The organism is Spiroplasma sp. SV19, from assembly GCF_030060925.1.
GTDB lineage: Bacteria > Bacillota_I > Bacilli_A > Mycoplasmatales > Mycoplasmataceae > Spiroplasma.
On the sequence record NZ_CP045455.1, the window covers coordinates 292,854 to 311,158 of the forward strand.

The window sequence follows — 18,305 nt, forward strand, 5'->3', positions numbered from 1 at the left end:
AAGGAAATGAGGGTTTTTAAATAATGGCTAAAAAAATTTTTGGGAAAAAAAAGAATCAAAATTTATTATTAAATTATTTTAAACCATCAATTTATGTTCAAAATGTTAATAAAATTAATCTTGAATCATTAAAAAAACATGGAATTAAAGTTTTTATTTGTGATTTAGATAATACTTTAACGCCATTTTATCGTGGAATTCCAAATGCAGATAATTTAAATTTAATTCAAAAGGTCCAAGACTTAGGAATGAGATTTGTGTTAGTTTCAAATAATGCGCGAAAACGTGTAGAACGTTTTGCGTTAAAAGCAGGAATTAAACATTATTATTGGAATGCAAAAAAACCATTATTAAAATATTTTCGTATTATTTCACGACAATTTAATGTTAATCCTCATGAAATGATTATGGTCGGTGATCAGTTAATTACTGATGTTTTATTTGCTAACCGTGCGCATATGGAAAGTATTCTGGTTGTTCCTGTAACGGGAGTTGATGAGTCAAATCGATTTATCCGTTTACTAGAAAGTTTGGTTTACAAGCGATTAGCACAAAAAAACATTTTGCATAAAGGATTCTTTGATGAAGGAGAATATGGGTTAGATTATGATATCTTGTAAAAAATGTCAGGGTTGCGGTGTTATTTTGCAAAACATTAAGGAAGGGCAAATTGGATATGTTGAAAATTTAACACAAGATTATTGCTATCGTTGTTTTCGATTGACACATTATAATGAATTAATTGATTATGATTTAAATGAAACTGATTTTTTAGCAAATCTTAATGATAATTTTGGTTTAAAGTACCATTATTTTTATGTTTTGGATATTTATGATTTAGATGGTTCACGAAACTTATCGTTAGAACAAATCTTGCAAAATAATAAAGTAACACTAATTATTAATAAAATTGATTTAATTCAAAAATTAATTAATAATAACCAAATTCTTAGTTTTGTTGAAACACTTTTTATTAACTCACCTTTATTTGCAAGGATTGAGGACATTATTTTAGTTAGTGGGCTAAAAAATTATTCACTAGATGAATTATACCGCTATATAAAGCATCAAACAGAGGACATTGTTTTTGTTGGTAGTTCAAATACAGGGAAAAGTACCTTGTTAAATAGTTTAATTAAATTAACAAATTATCAACAAAAAATAACAGTTTCTAATAATATTGCAACAACACTTGGCAATATAGAAGTTAAATTAGGAACTAAACATAAAATTTATGATACCCCAGGAGTTGTTAATAACCATACGATTATGTCTTATCTAGAGCATAATGATAAGAAAATGATTACTAATAAATTATTAAAACCAATTACATTTCAATTAAATCCTGAGCAAACGATTTTTTATGAGGGTCTAGCAAGTTTTTCTTTTTTAAAAGGGTTAAGAACAAGCTTTCATTTTTATAAAAATAATAATATTACATTACATCGAACAAAACTGGCAAATAAAAAGCATTATTTTAAGCACCACTTGATGCACGCTTCGCTAAGATTAAAAGATTATCATACCTGAAAAGAACAAACAATTATAATTAAAGAGCCAGGAGATTATTCTTTATTTATTGCAGGATTAGGATGAATTACTTTTAAAGGGATGTCAAAGCAAGAATTAATGGTTGAAACAGACCAAAACATTAAAATTAATTTACGAAAACGGTTCATTTAGTTTTATAATTAAAGGTAGATAGTTAGAAAGGAAGAAGGTTATATGAATCTTTTTAAAAAATATCCTTATGTTATTACCGATTTAGATGGAACAATAGCCGGTGAAGGTTATGTAATTAATGAAGAAACTTATGAAGCTTTACAAACATACCAGTTAGTTAGTGATTATCATTTGTTTTTAGCATCTGGTCGGTTGGACTTAATGGCAAAAGAATATTTTGCAAAATTAAAAATTAAAACACCAATTATTTCTTGTAATGGTGCTTTAATTCGAGATCCTATTAGCAATGAAGTTTTATATCAACAGACCTTATCGCAAGATTTAGCAATTAAAATTCTTACGATGGCATTAGAACATGATATTGATCATATTGTTTATACAGCAAGTATGATTTATGGTCATCCTCATTCAAAACGAATTGCCTTGATGATGAAATATAATGAACAATTAGTTGATAATAATTATCAGATCCCATTAGATACTGAAACAAATTATTTAGAATTATTAAAAAATAATGATATTCAAGTTTTAAAAATTTTATTTCCATTTAACTCGACAGCCGAATTAGACCGTGTTCAGTTTATTAATGAACCATTTAAAGATCAAATTGAAGGAGTATTTTCACAAAAAGACTTGTTTGATATTCAAGCATTAAATATCAATAAAGGAAATGCTTTTAAAAAATTATGTGAATTAAAAGGATATGATCCTCATCAATTTATTTTTTATGGAGATAATTACAATGATATTGAACTTGCGAAAAGTGTTGGTTATACTGTGGCAATGGGGAATAGTGTCTTAGAATTAAAAAAAATTGCTAATTCAACAACAACTTCTGTTGTTGATAATGGTGTTCGTGAACACCTTTTTACCGAAGTATTATCCAAAGAACAAATTGCTGAGTTTTTACCACAAGTTAAAAATGTTTTTAAGTAAAACATTTTTTTATTTTTAAGAAATTATTTTTTTGTTCTCACTTAGAAGTACACATCCTCCCAAAATTAATAGTTTAATTCTACATAAAAACAAAGTATACCCACTTTTTTTTTTTTTTTTTTTTTAAATACAATTAAAGTATAAATAATTTTTACAAGAGAGGGTTAAAATATGAAAAAAGTATTGGCTTTATTAGGAACTTGTTCCTTGATAACAACGGGAGTTACAACAGTTATTAGTTGCTCAACTAAACCAGATGTTAATCCTGCTGAAGATGATAATGATATTAGAAAAGATTTAGATGTGTTATTATCAATTATGAACGAAGCTCATACAGCATTTCTAAATTATGCAAATGAAAAAGCCGTTCTTAATATTGACGATTATAAAATTCCGGAGTTAAATCAATTATTTGGTTTAGTTAATTCAAGTAAAAAAGAAGATGACTTGGATTTAAAAACTGTTTTTGGTGAACAAATAAATAATTTTTTTGAAAATAATTTTAAATCAGTTTTTGACAATATTAATCGACAAATTGCCAATGAATATTCTAATTATTATGTTGACTCAATGCCGTTTACTTTTAAAACTAGTCCTTCAACTCTAAAAGTGAATTATGTTGATTTAACACAATTAGAAAAATTAACCACAGAACCAATTAAGGATTTAAAAGCAGTTGTGGTAAATTATAGTTTTGGTTATACGGGATCATTTAAAACATTAACTAATCCAACAAGATTTAACATTAAATATGTTATTACAAATAATCCTAATTTGATTAAAACGTTAATGCTTGATTTAACTAATAAAATTGGAAAAGTTTTAATTGATTTTATTAATAAGAATCCTGAAATTATCATTGACCAAAATGTCGCTTTTAAAGAAACATATGAAAAGTTTAGTGTTTATTACAAACATGATACAACATTAATTAATAAAAATATGTTAACTTTTTTAGATGCCATGTTTAAAGACAATGCTGTGACAAAGGAAATTATGGAATCAGTAAATTATGATTCTACTCAAGATATTTTAGATTTACAAACTGCGACAATAAATAATGAAAATAGTATTAATGTAAATTTACCAGATTGACGAATGAAATATCAAACTCCAGCTGCATGAGCGGGATCAGGAAAACAGCCTGCTGGTTTAACGCCTGAGAATTTTGTTAAATTTTATCGATCAAATATGAAAATTTTTGAAGATACAAGTAAAGACTTAACTTTGGCAACTTTTAGTATTAATTTTAACAAAATAATTGTTGCTGGGTTGCCATTGTTAGCAAGTGGTTTTAATGATAATAAACCGTTAATGGTTCAAATCAACATATCACAAAATGGTTTAACAACAAAATTAACTAACTTCGGAAATATTATTGTTGCACTTCTTAAATATTATAATGTTGATTTAAAAGTATTAGGTTGAACTAGTTTTTATATTTCAAAAAGTTTATTTGATGAAGTTGAAACACGCTGAAAAGGTAAAAATCTTGTAAATCTTGCAGATGTTTATAATAGACTTTTACAAGATTTTAAACAAAGTGATATTGCTAAAACTTTGCTAGATCTTGAATTATTTTCTATACAAAATTTTCGCTCTTATTGGATAAAACTAGATTTTAACTATGCATCTACAGGAGCTCGTAGTTTTTCAATACAAAATGCTGCTATGTGATGAAGTTTAGGTTTTGGGTTTGGACATTCAAAGAATAGTGCTATCGTATATACTGCATGAACATTTTGACAACAGAAATTAGGTTTTGTTTCTTAACTTAAGTGAGAATTATTCAGAACCTATAACTTTCTTTAATAAAGAAAAATAGAAAAGAAATATTTTTAAAATATTTCTTTTTTGTTATTACATATAGAATTTAAAAAACCTATAATCATAGGTATTTTATTTAAATTGAGTCTTGCTATTATTGATGTGAAGGGGGGATTTATATCAAAAAAATTGATTGAAATAATTATCTTCAAGATTTCTATGAAGCAGTTGGTGGTAAAGAAAATATTAAAGAATGTTTTCATTGTGCAACAAGATTTCGTTTTTATGTAAAAGATATCACTTTAGTAAATGTATCAAAATTAAAACAGATTGAACTTTTCAAAGGATACAATTGCGTTGATAATCAACATCAATTGATAATTGGTACCGGTCTTGTTGATAAATTTTATAAGGTCTATAAATTAAATGAAACTAATATTTCAGATCCATTTGATAACAAAGTAAAAGAAAAATTATGAAGAAAGGAATTAAATTTTAAAACTAATATTTTTATGGTGACAAAAAAAGGGTTAAATTCATTTTCCACAATTTTTGTTCCTCTAATTCCTGTTTTTATTGCAGGGGGAATGTCGCTAGCGTTAATGTCTCTTGTTAAGTCCATAACACCTACTTCCGGGTTTATTAAATTATTTGATGTTATTGGTGGAGCAATTTTAGGTTCGATTCCTGTGTTTGTGGGATATACGACCGCGAAAAAAATGGGGGCAAATCCATTTCTAGGAGTTGCGATGGGGTTAATATTAATATCACCAGGATTATTAAATCGCTATGCAACTAATACGCCAATTTTATTAGAATTTAATATAAATGCTGATCAGGAGATTATTGATAAAGCAATTCATAAGGCATGATTAAATTATTTATTAGAGATGGGAATTGATCCATTAAATCCTCCTACAAATATTATTATTCCGAAAGAAAACGAAATTGTTGGTATATATTACACAATATTTACTGGCTTTTTTAAAATTAAATTAGTTGGATATCAGGCTCAAATTGTCCCAATTTTATTAGTGTTATTATTGTCGTGTTCATTAGAAAAATTAATGCGAAAATTTGTTCCTGATGTTATTGGAATAATTATTGTTCCATTGGGAACTGTAATAATTTCAACATGATTAGCATTTTGAGTAATAGGACCATTAGGTGAGATTATTGGGAGAGGTCTTTCCATAGGATTACAAGCAATCTTTAAATATACCAATTGAAATATGATTGGTTTTGGGGGAGCATTATTTGCTGGGATTTATCCATTTCTAGTTGTAACTGGTTTACACCAAGGATTTTTACCAATAGAAACCCAACTAATTGTTGATTCACAATTACATTATGGTCATACATTTACATTTATTACACCAATTGCATGTGTTTCTAATATTGCCCAAGGAACAGCTGCATTAATGTTTATCTTTTTTACTAAAGAAAAAAAAGAAAAATCACAGGGGCTTTCAGGAGTTATTGGGGCATATACCGGAATAACCGAACCTGCAATGTTTGGAATAAATTTACAAGTTAAACCATTATTTATATCTGCAGCAATTGGGGCAATGGTTGGTGGTTGATGACTTGGAATGAGTCATACCGTTGCAAATTCCTTAGGTAGTGCATCATGAATTGGTCTTGTTCAATTTGATTGAACAACAACACATACAAGGCAATTTTTTGAGCAAAATAATATTAACTCTATTTTGCAAAATGTTCCTATGGGTGGACATGCTATTATTGCGATGAGCATTTCAACAATTGTAACAGCAGGAACTGCATTTGGACTATTAAAAACAAAATGAGGTAAAGAAAGTTTAAAACAGCATTTAAAAAATAAGTAAAATATATTTATCAGGAGGTAAATATATGACAACTAGCAAAAAATGAAATATTATATTTGATTATTTAATGTTATTAATTAGAGAAAATAGAGTTAAAAATGGTGAAACTTTACCAAGTCAGCAATTTTTAAAAACTAAATTTCATTTTTCTGAACAACCAATTAAAAGGGCATTTAATAAATTGATTGAACTACAACTTGTAAAAGCCGTCAATGGGAAAGGATTTGTAGTTATGGATAAATTAACAAATAATAATTTATTTAGTTTTAGAGAATTATATCCAAACGCCATCAGTTCATATTATGCTTTTAAAATTCATGAAATGAATTCAAAGTTTAAAAATTTATTTAATATCAAGACAAATCATAAATTCCTGCATTTTAAATGTAATAGAAAAATTGATGATAAAATTATTGTTTATCAAGAAAGCTTTTTAAATTTAAATTATTTTCAAAGTTTTAATGAAAAATACTTAAAAGATAATGGTTTATTCAAATATATTGAAAATATTACAAAATTAAAAATAAGTCATGTTTCAAAAAAATTTTTTATATGGATGAAAAATGAATAAGGATTTATCAACATATTTTGATACAGCAAATATTTCATGTTCAATAGTAGATGTTGGTAAAACATATGAAATATATGGTGATATTGTTGAATATAGAATTAGTTATTATAATCCATATTATTTTAAATGAAGTTTTATTGAATGAAGACAATAAAGGAGCACTATGAAAAAGAAACCAACAAATTTTCTAAATGAAAATGATTTAATTTTATTTGAAGAAATGCATATTGAAAAAGAAAAGGACTGATATACTAATCAATTTCACTTATCATCATTTTCAGGGCTTATCAATGACCCTAATGGTTTAATTAAAGTTAATGATATATATTATATTTTTATGCAAAATGTTCCATATTCATCAGAACATAAGAAAAAATCATGATGTTTATATACAACAAAAAATTTTATTGATTATAAATATGAAGGAATCGTAGTTACTCCAAGTTGTAAATTTGATCAAGATGGTACTTTTTCAGGGAGTGCAGAATATAATAATGGTTTTGAAATTTTTTATACAGGAAATGTTAAAATAGGAAATAAAAAAAGAACAGCATATACAATTAATGCAAAAATTGATTTCCTCAATAAAAGAACAATTAAAAAAATCCTTTTTGAAGAGGACCTGACAAAATATTCGGGACATTTTCGGGACCCTATCATAATCAGAAAGGGGATTAATAAATTTATGCTAAATGGTGCTCAGACAAAAGATAATAATGGTGTTATAAGTATATATAAATTTATAAAAGATAAATGATTATTTATTCGTAATGAAGAACTTAATTTAAAGGAAGAATTACCAAATTATATGCTTGAGTGTCCAAATTATTTAAATTATAATGGATATGAAGCAATTATATTTTGTGCAGAAAGATATCATTCACTAAATGATGGAGGACATTTTGTCTATTATAAAACTTTAACAATTGATGAGCATTTTAATCTTTCAAACTTGTCAAATCTTTCTAAATTAGATTATGGGTTTGATTTTTATGCTCCACAAATTTTTCAAAATTCAAATAAAAAAATGCTAATGGGATGATTAGGAAATTCGGCTTCTAATTTAAAACATTCCAAAGTATGAAACTATCAGTTAACAATACCTAGAGAGATTTTTATCGCAAATAATAAAATTTATCAAAATCCAATTGAAGAACTTGAACAACTAAGAGTTAGGGAAATTAAGAATAATCACTATAATAATGGATTATTTGAGATTATTGCAAATAATATTTTAGATAATTTTGAAATTATAATTAAAAATCCCCAAACTAAAAAAATTATTATTAGTTATTCAAATAACATTTTTAAAATTGACAGAAGTAATTGTGATTATAATGATATTAATAATTTACCTCCTGTAATTAAAAAGAAAATATAGTTATTAAAACGATTAGAATTTTGGTAGATCGAAGTTGCATGGAAATATTTATAAATAATGGCATATTTGTTTTTAGTGTTAGATTTTTTATTATGAAGCATAATAAGATAATCCATAATCTGAAAAATTATAAAATATATCAATTAAAACCATATAATATTATTTCTAAAAATAATATTATCTTTGATCAAATTTTGGAAAACTAATTTAAAAGGACACTTGTTAAATCTCCATATAAAAAAGGGGATAATAAATTATAAATAAAGAGAATGAAATAGGATTAGTTTTAATCCTATTTTTTTAATTGTGATATTGTTGATATACATTATGTTTGTATCAATAGTTATTTATTACCAACATTAATTACTTTTAATGCAGGGAAATTAGTGTATGACACAAGAGACGATGTAATTGCAACTTTAGTAGGAGGAAACATTTTAAAATATTATATATTTCGGTATAATTAATTATATTAAAGAAGGATAAAAACTATGGAAATTCGAACAATTAAAGAACACAAAAAAGAAGAGACAAGAGAACTTATTTTTGAAGCATTTAATACTAATGATAAGAAAGATGTTATTGAACATATTTTAGTTGATAATTTAAGATTATTACCTGAGTATGATGCATCGTTTGATGTTGTTGCTATTATTAATAATCAAATTGTTGGACATGCTTTTTTAAGCACTGTTACAATTAATGATAATAATAACTTACTTTGTTTAGCACCAATTGCAGTTAAGAAAGAATATCAAGGACAAAAGATTGGAACTCAATTAATTAAATTTTTAGAAACTAAAGCAACTGAAAAGGGGTATCAAGCAATTTTTATTTTAGGAGACCCACAGTATTATTCAAAATTTAATTATGTTCCTGCTGTTAATTATGAGATTAAAGCTCCTTTTGAAATTGATGATAAATATTTTATGGTGAAAGAGTTATATTTAAATAGTTTATCTAATATTACTGGAACGTTACAATATTCACCACCATTTCGAACTTAATTAAAATTGTTTTTAGGAAATCAATGGTTGTTGGATTTGAACTGTCTTAAAAGATAGGATGAAATATCAGACTTCAGTTGCATGAGCAGGGTCAGGAAAACAACCTGTTGGTTTAACGCCGGAAAATTTTGTTAAGTTTTATCAATCAAATATGAAAATTTTTGAAGATACAAGTAAGGACTTAATTTTGGGAACTTTTAGTATTAATTTTAATAAAATAATTGTTGCTGGTTTACCACTGTTAGCAAGTGGTTTTAATGATAATAAACCATTAATGATTCAAATTAACATATCACAAAATGGTTTAACAACAAAATTAACTAGCTTCGGAAATATTATTGTTGCATTTCTTAAATATTATAATGTTGATTTAAAATTATTAGGTTGAAGTACCTTTTATATTTCAAGAAGTTTATTTGATGAAGTCGAAAAACGCTGAAAAGGTAAAAATCTTGTAAATCTTGCAGATGTTTATAATAGACTTTTACAAGATTTTAAACAAAGTGATATTGCTAAAACTTTGCCAGATCTTGAATTATTTTCTCTGCAAAATTTTCGCTCTTATTGGGTAAAACTAGATTTTAACTATGCATCTACAGGAAGTCGTAGTTTTTCAATACAAAATGTTACTATGTGATGAAGTTTAGGCTTTAGTTTTGGACATTCAAAGCATAGTGCTATCGTATATACTGCATGAACATTCTGAAATCAAAAATTAGGTTTTTCTTCTTAAACTTAAGTAAGAATTGTTCAGAACTTATAACTTTCTTTATTAAAGAAAAATAATTTGTTAATATTAGGATAGAGAAATTCACATTTAAATCGACTATGTTCGCTTTCTTTAACAGCATTATCTAATGGCGTTCCGACATTAGAGAAATCTAAGGTAATATTGTTATTGGCACAAAAATTTCTCATTTTTTGGCAGATATGTACGCTTGCTTGATCTAGGAGGAGGAGTAGACCATTTAGATCTTTTTTATTTTTCTTAATAGCTTTTTTAATTGTGTTTATTATTAAATTACTATCATTTTTTTGAATAAATAACTTGGCATAATTTTCTATCATATAAATCCTGAATAGAACAGCGATAATAGATTTCCTTAGTAGTTTTTTGAATAATAAATGTTACATCTAATACTCATATTTTATTTTTTTTTGGTAAATTTTAAAATTACGATTTAATTGGTTTAATTCATAATTTTGTACAAAAATTGGTTGATCATTACTGGATTTAGATTTAATTTTTCTTTTTATTTTGTAAAAACTTGGATATATATCATATTTTTGTTTAATTCGTTTGACAACTCCTTTGGACATATAGTTACCAGCAGGTTTTTCGGTAGTAGAAAACGAATTTAATTGTTCGTATTTTTGATGTTTTATTATTAAATTAGCACCTAGGGCATTGAAATTTTATTTTTGCATTTTTATTAGTTTTTGATATCTTGCTTCATCTTTATACTCTAATTTTGTTGATTTTTTATATTGTAGTAATATGTTGATTTAGAAATATTGAGGAGTTTAAAAATCTTTCGTTTATTTAAAGAATATTTTTCAGTTAAGATTTTGATTGTTTTAATGGTTTCTTTTTGATTGATTTTAAACTCCGATATAGCTTTTTAATAAATCTATTTCCTCATCTTTTTTAATTGATTATGCAGTTTTATTTCAATTGATAATTTTTTTATATTTTATCATTATGAATAATGTGTCCGGATTTTTAGTAAGGAAGCACTTATATAAACATGATTAAACAAAGATGACCCTCTTGTTTTTTTTTTTTTTTTTTTTTAAATATAATAATAAATATAATAATTAAAATATAAATGTTTTTTACAAAAGGGGGATTTAAAAATGAAAAAATTGTTAACGATTTTAACGAGTGCTGGTTTATTAGTACCAACGGTTAATAGCATTATTAGTTGTAATAGTCATCCAAAGCATGTTCCTGATGATGATGCTGGAGAAGGTACAAATGATGTTGAAATTATCAATAAAATTATGAAAAAAGTAAAAGAAACTTTTAAAGCATGATGAGATAAAAAAGCAACAATTGATATTAACACTTATCCTGATCAAATTACAAAATTTCAAGAATTAGTTGATAATGTAAAAAAACATGATAATTTAACCTTAGTAGGAAAAAAAATTAGTCAGTGACGTTTTCTTGATCAATTAGTAACTGGATTCAAAACAGAATTTGAAAATATTAATCGTGAAATTGCAAATGAATATTCTAATTTTTATTTGCATACAATGCCATTATCAATTGAACCAAATGATATTATGTTTACGTTAAGTCATATTAATTTTGATAATTTAGCAAAATTACTTACCGTTAATAATAATAGTATTATGGGAATTACAATTAATTTCAAGGTTTCATACCAAATTAAATTTAAAAACCTTGAACAACGTGATAGCATTGATGGTTTAGTTGTTATTTGCAATGATATTGAAGCTTTAAACGGTATTCAGGAGGACCTTGAAAACTATTTTATTGCTTTTATTGATGAGCTTTTTAAAAAGAAAAACTATAATGCTGTTGCTAAATCAAACATCAGTTTTGATAGAATATATGTTTCAAATACTGTTTGACCTCATATTGAGCAAGAATTAAGGGCAATAGGGATTGTATTTAAGGGTCGGATTGGGATGTGAAGAGTAGACTACAGTTATGATTATGATAGGGAGTTTCAACTCTATAATAGGATGCTTAAATCCAATTCGGTTTTACCGTGGGCTGGGGAAGGTTATAATGCTGAGAAATTAACACCCGAGAATTTTTTGGAATTTTATAAGCAAAATTATTTTAGCCCAAGGACTATACAAGATTATTATGTTAAGGGTATTATGGCCTATTTTAGACCAGATACTTTAACAATTGAAAACCTACCATTTAAGAGCACAAGGATAGATTTAAAAAATAAGATTTATTTAATAAAAGAAAAAGCAAAAATTGATGAAGACTTAAATCAATTTGCGAAAACAACAATGCAGTTATGACAGTATTATCAAATTGAAACATACAATGACAAACTTGTTTTTAAAGTGAACCAAGATGATTTTGACAATTTAATAAAGACAGCTGTTTCTTTAAATAATACTGTCAGTTTTAATTTAAAACAAGTTTTTATAAAAGTTTTTAGTATATTTGTAAGTACATTAAACTCAACAGTGAATTTAAATAGTATTATTAGAATCGTTGATGGAAAAATCAATTTAATAAAAGAAACAAAATCATTTGCTTTTCAATTGTTTTGAAAACAAAGTAAAAGTGGATATTATTCAGAGGATAATGCAATCAATTTTGAATGAAGTAATTTTGCTTATAGTTTTTTCTTTGGACCAAGTTACAAAGAAACAAATACCGATAAAACTGATGAATTTTTACAAACAATTGAATTTAAAGTTGTTTAGGTTGAAAGATAAATTGTAAAACATTTGGTACTTATGATTAAAATCATAAGACAATAATTGATATTAAAGAATATGTTAAATTTTATAATTATGAAAGAATTCATTCAAAATGGGATAATAGTCCAATGCCATTAATAATAAAATAATTGTGACAAAAATGGGAGCAGTGATCTTAAAAAAATAAGAAAAAGACGTTTAGTCTTTTGTTTGAGGGGATAATTGTTGTTATCCCGAATAAAATTTATTGTTAAAAGTTCCAATTATTTCTTACCATCTCTAAAAATTTTATATATCAAAGCGGTAGTTTTATTCCTTAATTTGTGATATAATTTATTAGTAAATTAAATACATAGGTTATATTTATAGGGGAGCAATCGTATGAAAAAAGATATGATAATTTTATCAGCTGAGGACTTCTTAGATTTAGAACCTGATGAGAATATTCGTAAAGTTCGTCATGATGCAGAATATCAATTTGATTATGAAAGTTGAAAAACAGTTCTTTATTCATCGGGAAAATTGAAATTTATTCTTCGTTATGTTCAAGCAATTTTTCGTTGAATGAATGATGTAACTGATTTATCAGGTATAACAATTAGTATTAGTGCTATTATTGTTGATAAATTTAATTTTTCATTATTTAAAAATCAACAACATTTATTTAATTGTAGTTTATCAACGAACTTTTATTTAATTTCTGAATCAGAGTGAGCTGAGAGAATTACAGAAGCACATGCTTCAAATTATGATTTAGTAAAAAATCAATTAGTACATGATCCATTAGAAATGAATCATTGGGTTGGTGAAGAAGGTTTTGGAAAATTTATTAATATGTTATTAATGTTAATTCGTAATTCCGAAAAAATTGATCCCTTAGCATTACCAATTCAATGAATAATTGAATTCAAAGATAATAATTTAACAATGTCGCGAATTAGAATGCAAATTTCATCATTACAAAACCGAACTGCACCAGAAAATGAATTTATTGTTGATCGAACAAAAGAAAGTATTGAAAATAAAAAGGTTGATGGTGAAACTGAACCATCATTAAATGGAGCAAAGAAAGAAGATAGTGATGATATTGCTTCTTGAAATAAATATTATAAAGAAGATGCTTAATAATTAAAACAGGTTTAAGTTGTTCCAACTTAAACCTGTTTTTTTATTGTTTATATTATTTTAGTAAAAAATTTTTCAAATTTATATCTAAAAATCTTATTTTTTTGTTAAGAATCTTATTTAATTAAAAGAAGCAGATTAAAATCTGCTCAGGAGGACAAATATGAACAAATTATTAAACATTTTAGTTCAAACAATTGTTGCATTAGCCCCAGAAATAGTAGGTAGTAATAGTATATCAAGTCATATTTACCAAACTATAAAAATAATAATGAGGACCAACAATAATGCTACTTAATAAATTGCGATTGCACTTTAATGAATTAACCAAAACAGAGCAACAAATTGCTGATTATATTTTAAATAATTTTACTGCTTTTAGTAATATGACATTAAAAGAGTTAGCAAGTAAATTTCATGTTAGTTTGTCAACAATTACCCGATTGTTTCAAAAAATAGGAATTAATGGTTTTAAGGCGGCAAAAAATGAGCTCTTTGCAATTGATAGTGATTTTTTAGTAACAACTTTACAACCAGTTGCTCGTTTATACAAAAATACTTTATGTGAAGGAATTATTCATTCTTTAAATGCCTTGGATTTTAATAAAATTAATGATGTAGCAATGACAATGTATGAAACTAAAAAAATAGTTATTTTTGCAACTGGCAATAGTAAAATCTTGGGACAGTTCTTTTACTTTCAACTATTATATTTTCAGTTTGATGTTACGTTAATATCATCATTATATGATGAAAAAGGTTTTAATCTTGATCAAAATACCGTTGTCTTAATTTTAACAATTGGGGGCAGAAATATTAAGGTCCAGCGTTATTTAACATTAATTAAAAACAAACCTGTTATGTTAAAAATAATTGTTTCATCCTCAAATGTTTTTGTTGATAAGGATTCATTAGATTATCACTTTCATGGCAAGGTGATTGATGAAACCCAATTAGATACTGATATTTTTCCAATGAATGGTAAATACATTGTGCAAATTATTTTAGATCAAATTATTGAACAAATTGGGTTACAGGTTAAAGAGTTAGATAAAGAATATTGACAAAAGATTAAGACAAAACGAATTACTACTAAAACAAATATTAAGCAAAATAAAAACAATTAATTGCAAAATTAATTGTTTTTTAATTTACTAAAATAAGAATAGGAGGTATTAAAAAATGAACACAATAAAAAATAAGGCAATTTGAAATATAACGAAGATGTTTCTTGGTAAAATAAGACGAAGTTTAGAAACTTTTGGCCGTGCCATTATTGTTCCGGTTTCGATCATTCCGTTATTGGCATTAATTGGTGCCATTGGTTATGCAATGCAATCAATTTCCTTACATTTTAATACGTATACAGGAACGTTAAAAACGGTTGCTGATGCGATTAAAGATATTGGAATGATTGCCATTACCAATATTGATTTTTTAATTGCCGTTGGTCTAGCTGCGGGTTTAGCAAAAGAGGAAAAACTTGCAGCAGGATTATCAGGTTTATTAAGTTTAGCGGCATTATATTTTTCATCATCATTTATGATTGGATTATTAAATCCAACGTGATTAAAACAACCGCAAATGTATGGTTTAATAACTCGATTTGGTAAAATAGGTTTTAATTATAATGCATTTGGTGGTATGATTGCTGGGTTAATTGGTTATGTAATTCATAAGTATACTTATCGAATTAAGTTTCCAATGTGATTAAGTTTTTTTGGAGGGCCGCGATTTTCACCAGTTGCTGCAACACTTGTGGCATGATTGTTGGGAATGTTATTAGCCTTAATTTGAATTCCAATTTCAGCGGGTTTAGTCTCTGTGGGAAAATCATGAGCAGCAATGGGAGCAGGAGGCCCCTTCTTATATGGTTTTACTAATCGACTATTAATTCCGTTTGGTTTACACCAAGTTGTTAATTATTTCTTATATTACACTGCTGTTGGAGCAGTATATCAAAATGTAGCAGGAGTTGAAATTCAAGGAATTTATAATGTAGCTTTAGCAAAATTAGGGGATGGGTTATTAATTACGGCAAAAGATACTTGAATTGTTAATGGTACATTTCCAACTAATATGTTTGCTTTACCAGCTGCCGCATTAGCAATGTATTTTATGATTCCAAAACAAAATCGTAAGGTGGCAGGTTCAGTCCTAATTGCTGCGGCATTATCAAGTTTCTTAGCGGGAGTGACAGAACCAATTGAGTTTAGTTTTTTGTTTGCATCACCATGTTTATATTTGATTCATACAATATTTACTGGGATAACTTATTTAACAATGTATCTTGCTGGTTTTGCCCAAATTTCAACACGTGGAAGTGGTATTGTAACTTGAATTGTTGTTAATGCTTTAAATGTAACAAGAATCGAACGTGTGTGAGGATTATTTATTGTTGGTCCTTGTGTAGCAGGACTTTACTTTGGAACATTTTATGGGATGATTAAGTATTTTGATTTTAAAACACCTGGTCGTGAAGGAAAAGCCGTTACATTACCAACAAAAAAAGAAGCATTAAAACAAGATAATACTAATAATGGAAATGGATTACTGCCATTGTCGCAAGCAGAAATGATAATTAAAGCATATGGTGGTGTTGAAAATATTCTTACTTTTGCTAATTGTATTAGTCGATTAAGAGTGGTTGTGAAAGATAAAACATTATTTAATGAAGAGTTGGCAAAAGCGGCAGGGGCTTTTGGATTTAAATATAATGAAACTGAAATTCATAGTATTTTTGGACCGAAAGTTGTGAATATTGCTAGCGATGTTAAAAAAATTCTAGAAATTAAAGATTAAATGAAAATCATTGATAATTTATATCTTGGTGATCAATTTTCACAACCAAATAACATTGATTATGTTTTAAAAGCAACAGATATCTCTTACAATTTTTCGTATTATGATGAAATTAAGTATCCAAATTTTAAAAAAACTCCAACTACTTTAATTTTAAATTTAGATGATGGTTATTTTATTGATGATATTAATAAATATGCAATTATTGCAGGTTTAAAATTTATTAATTACAATATTAATAAAGGAAAAATATATGTTCATTGTCAACGTGGTGTTTCGCGCAGTGCTAGTTTAGTTTTTATGTATTTAGTTCTAAACAATAAATTATCACAAGATAACTTTTTTAAAGCAATAACTTTATATTTACAAAATTTTTATCCGAATATGAGTGTGAATGAAGGAATATATCAATTTATTTTTCAGAACTATCCTTATTTGCATTTTCGTGAACAAATGAATTGATCTTGAGAAACTCTTGGTAATTTCCGAGGAAAAGAAAATGAATAAATTAGAGGCAATAATTATTAATGATACTTTAACGGTTTTTATTAAACATAAAGTATTATTTAAAATCCCATTATATGTTATTTATGATTTAAAAACAAATGAAGTGCTTGGAGTGGGTGATACTAGTCAACAATTTCTACGACAGAAGGGATATAATGTTCGGATTGTTAAAATTATGGATGATTCAAGAATAGCCGATGAAACTGTTTGCTTATTATATTTTCAATATGTTTTAAAAAAATATATTAAGAATAATCATTTAGTATTTTGATATCCATTTTTGTTAGAAGACAAAATTAAAGCATTAATGTTGAAAATTCCAGAAATTGATTTTTGTAAAAATGACAATTTAATTACACCAATTTGAGATAATCATTATCAAGCAATGATTTGGTGACAAGAACAAAAATCTTATTTATTTATCCGTCAAGAGAAAAAAATAATAATGGAAAAATTTTTCTGTGGAGAAGATTGATTGTTTAAACATTTAAGTAAAACTTTAATGCAAAAATATCAAATCTTATTAAGCACCAAAGCAATCAATGATATTATTTGTCAATTAATTAATTTTAATATATTACAGCAAATTAAAATTATTGGGAAAAATAACCTTAATTTTAAGAAAACAATTATTTTAACTAATTATGTTGAAATTTATCAAATATTTGTGTCACCATTACATGAAATAGTGAATGATTTAAAATGCCAAAAAAATGATTTTTTTGTTGTAACTACTAATAGTAAATTTAATGTTATTATACAAAGGTTTTTCGGTGAAAAAGGAATTACAGTAAAACAGATTGGAGGAGAATAAAGTGATAGTGTTTATTATTGTTTGGACAATTTTAATAGTTATTTGTTGTTTGATTGGTGCTTTACTGCTTTATTTTAAAAATAAGAATAAAAATTTAATTATCAACAATTCATCAACAATTTTCGGAACATTAAAAAGTAATTTACACTGAGTATTTTTTGGAACAGCAATGGTTTTATTTTTAATATTAAGTTGAAGAATTATTACTTCTTTATTTTAAAAGAAAAAATTAAGTAAATTTACTTAATTTTTTTATTTTGTTTAATTGTCAACAAATCTAGTATTATGCTAATTAACTAAAAGCCACTTTAACAAAATTTAAGATTTTGTTTATTTAAATTTTAGGCCAAATAATTATTTTATAGTTTTTTAATAAAATATCTATAAATAAAGTTATAGTTTTATTGAACCTTTCCTTATTTATAGATATTTCATTTTGATATTA

20 protein-coding genes and 1 pseudogene are annotated in these 18,305 nt (G+C 25.9%); 20 read left to right on the forward strand and 1 reads right to left on the reverse strand.

What is annotated here, in order from left to right; all coding sequences use genetic code 4:
- Positions 1-23: 23 nt before the first annotated feature.
- From E7Y35_RS01360 to E7Y35_RS01405, 12 genes and pseudogenes are all read left to right on the forward strand, one after another.
- Positions 24-620 (forward strand): YqeG family HAD IIIA-type phosphatase, encoded by a 597-nt coding sequence (locus E7Y35_RS01360; protein WP_283272562.1) that lies wholly within the window; start codon positions 24-26, stop codon positions 618-620.
- A gap of 25 nt (positions 621-645) precedes the next feature.
- On the forward strand, positions 646-1,683 hold the full coding sequence (locus E7Y35_RS01365) for a GTPase (RefSeq protein ID WP_283272563.1): 1,038 nt from the start codon (positions 646-648) through the stop codon (positions 1,681-1,683).
- A 42-nt stretch (positions 1,684-1,725) separates the two neighbouring features.
- Complete coding sequence (locus E7Y35_RS01370; protein WP_283272564.1) at positions 1,726-2,619, forward strand: HAD family hydrolase; 894 nt, start codon at positions 1,726-1,728, stop codon at positions 2,617-2,619.
- Between the two features lie 171 nt (positions 2,620-2,790).
- Entirely contained in the window at positions 2,791-4,392 is a 1,602-nt protein-coding gene (locus tag E7Y35_RS01375) for a hypothetical protein (RefSeq protein ID WP_283272565.1), read from the forward strand.
- Positions 4,393-4,574: 182 nt separating this feature from the next.
- A pseudogene (locus E7Y35_RS07105) lies at positions 4,575-4,685 on the forward strand (PTS transporter subunit EIIB); the annotation flags it as partial.
- Between the two features lie 75 nt (positions 4,686-4,760).
- Positions 4,761-6,233, forward strand: a complete 1,473-nt coding sequence (locus E7Y35_RS01380; RefSeq protein ID WP_283272566.1) for a PTS transporter subunit EIIC — start codon at positions 4,761-4,763, stop codon at positions 6,231-6,233.
- A 25-nt stretch (positions 6,234-6,258) separates the two neighbouring features.
- Positions 6,259-6,804, forward strand: coding sequence for a GntR family transcriptional regulator (locus tag E7Y35_RS01385; protein WP_283272567.1), 546 nt, complete (start codon positions 6,259-6,261; stop codon positions 6,802-6,804).
- Positions 6,797-6,958, forward strand: a complete 162-nt coding sequence (locus E7Y35_RS01390) for a hypothetical protein (protein WP_283272568.1) — start codon at positions 6,797-6,799, stop codon at positions 6,956-6,958. The genes E7Y35_RS01385 and E7Y35_RS01390 overlap by 8 nt, the downstream gene beginning before the upstream one ends.
- A gap of 9 nt (positions 6,959-6,967) precedes the next feature.
- A complete protein-coding gene (locus tag E7Y35_RS01395; RefSeq protein ID WP_283272569.1) occupies positions 6,968-8,185 on the forward strand; it encodes a glycoside hydrolase family protein in 1,218 nt (405 codons plus the stop codon).
- A gap of 20 nt (positions 8,186-8,205) precedes the next feature.
- A complete protein-coding gene (locus E7Y35_RS07110) occupies positions 8,206-8,391 on the forward strand; it encodes a hypothetical protein (protein ID WP_502957508.1) in 186 nt (61 codons plus the stop codon).
- 285 nt (positions 8,392-8,676) lie between these two features.
- Positions 8,677-9,192, forward strand: a complete 516-nt coding sequence (locus E7Y35_RS01400) for a GNAT family N-acetyltransferase (RefSeq protein WP_283272570.1) — start codon at positions 8,677-8,679, stop codon at positions 9,190-9,192.
- Positions 9,193-9,250: 58 nt separating this feature from the next.
- Positions 9,251-9,925: a hypothetical protein gene (locus tag E7Y35_RS01405; protein WP_283272571.1), complete on the forward strand. Its 675-nt coding sequence runs from the start codon at positions 9,251-9,253 to the stop codon at positions 9,923-9,925.
- A 2-nt stretch (positions 9,926-9,927) separates the two neighbouring features.
- On the opposite strand, the gene E7Y35_RS01410 is transcribed toward E7Y35_RS01405, so the two are convergent.
- Positions 9,928-10,260: a hypothetical protein gene (locus E7Y35_RS01410; RefSeq protein WP_283272572.1), complete on the reverse strand. Its 333-nt coding sequence runs from the start codon at positions 10,258-10,260 to the stop codon at positions 9,928-9,930.
- 789 nt (positions 10,261-11,049) lie between these two features.
- On the opposite strand from E7Y35_RS01410, the gene E7Y35_RS01415 reads away from it, so the two are divergent.
- The 8 genes from E7Y35_RS01415 (at position 11,050) to E7Y35_RS01450 (ending at position 18,080) form a co-directional block, all read left to right on the forward strand.
- The gene (locus E7Y35_RS01415; protein ID WP_283272573.1) at positions 11,050-12,615 is read left to right on the forward strand and encodes a lipoprotein; all 1,566 of its coding nucleotides are present in this window, start codon (positions 11,050-11,052) and stop codon (positions 12,613-12,615) included.
- Between the two features lie 378 nt (positions 12,616-12,993).
- On the forward strand, positions 12,994-13,737 hold the full coding sequence (locus E7Y35_RS01420; RefSeq protein ID WP_283272574.1) for a hypothetical protein: 744 nt from the start codon (positions 12,994-12,996) through the stop codon (positions 13,735-13,737).
- A gap of 163 nt (positions 13,738-13,900) precedes the next feature.
- Positions 13,901-14,035: a hypothetical protein gene (locus tag E7Y35_RS01425; RefSeq protein ID WP_283272575.1), complete on the forward strand. Its 135-nt coding sequence runs from the start codon at positions 13,901-13,903 to the stop codon at positions 14,033-14,035.
- Positions 14,025-14,864: a MurR/RpiR family transcriptional regulator gene (locus E7Y35_RS01430; protein ID WP_283272576.1), complete on the forward strand. Its 840-nt coding sequence runs from the start codon at positions 14,025-14,027 to the stop codon at positions 14,862-14,864. The genes E7Y35_RS01425 and E7Y35_RS01430 overlap by 11 nt, the downstream gene beginning before the upstream one ends.
- Before the next feature lie 55 nt (positions 14,865-14,919).
- The gene (locus E7Y35_RS01435) at positions 14,920-16,539 is read left to right on the forward strand and encodes a PTS transporter subunit EIIC (RefSeq protein WP_283272577.1); all 1,620 of its coding nucleotides are present in this window, start codon (positions 14,920-14,922) and stop codon (positions 16,537-16,539) included.
- Complete coding sequence (locus tag E7Y35_RS01440; RefSeq protein ID WP_283272578.1) at positions 16,540-17,046, forward strand: dual specificity protein phosphatase family protein; 507 nt, start codon at positions 16,540-16,542, stop codon at positions 17,044-17,046.
- The gene (locus tag E7Y35_RS01445) at positions 17,039-17,860 is read left to right on the forward strand and encodes a hypothetical protein (RefSeq protein ID WP_283272579.1); all 822 of its coding nucleotides are present in this window, start codon (positions 17,039-17,041) and stop codon (positions 17,858-17,860) included. Before E7Y35_RS01440 ends, E7Y35_RS01445 begins: the two co-directional genes overlap by 8 nt.
- A gap of 1 nt (position 17,861) precedes the next feature.
- On the forward strand, positions 17,862-18,080 hold the full coding sequence (locus tag E7Y35_RS01450; protein ID WP_283272580.1) for a hypothetical protein: 219 nt from the start codon (positions 17,862-17,864) through the stop codon (positions 18,078-18,080).
- The last annotated feature ends 225 nt before the right edge of the window (positions 18,081-18,305 follow it).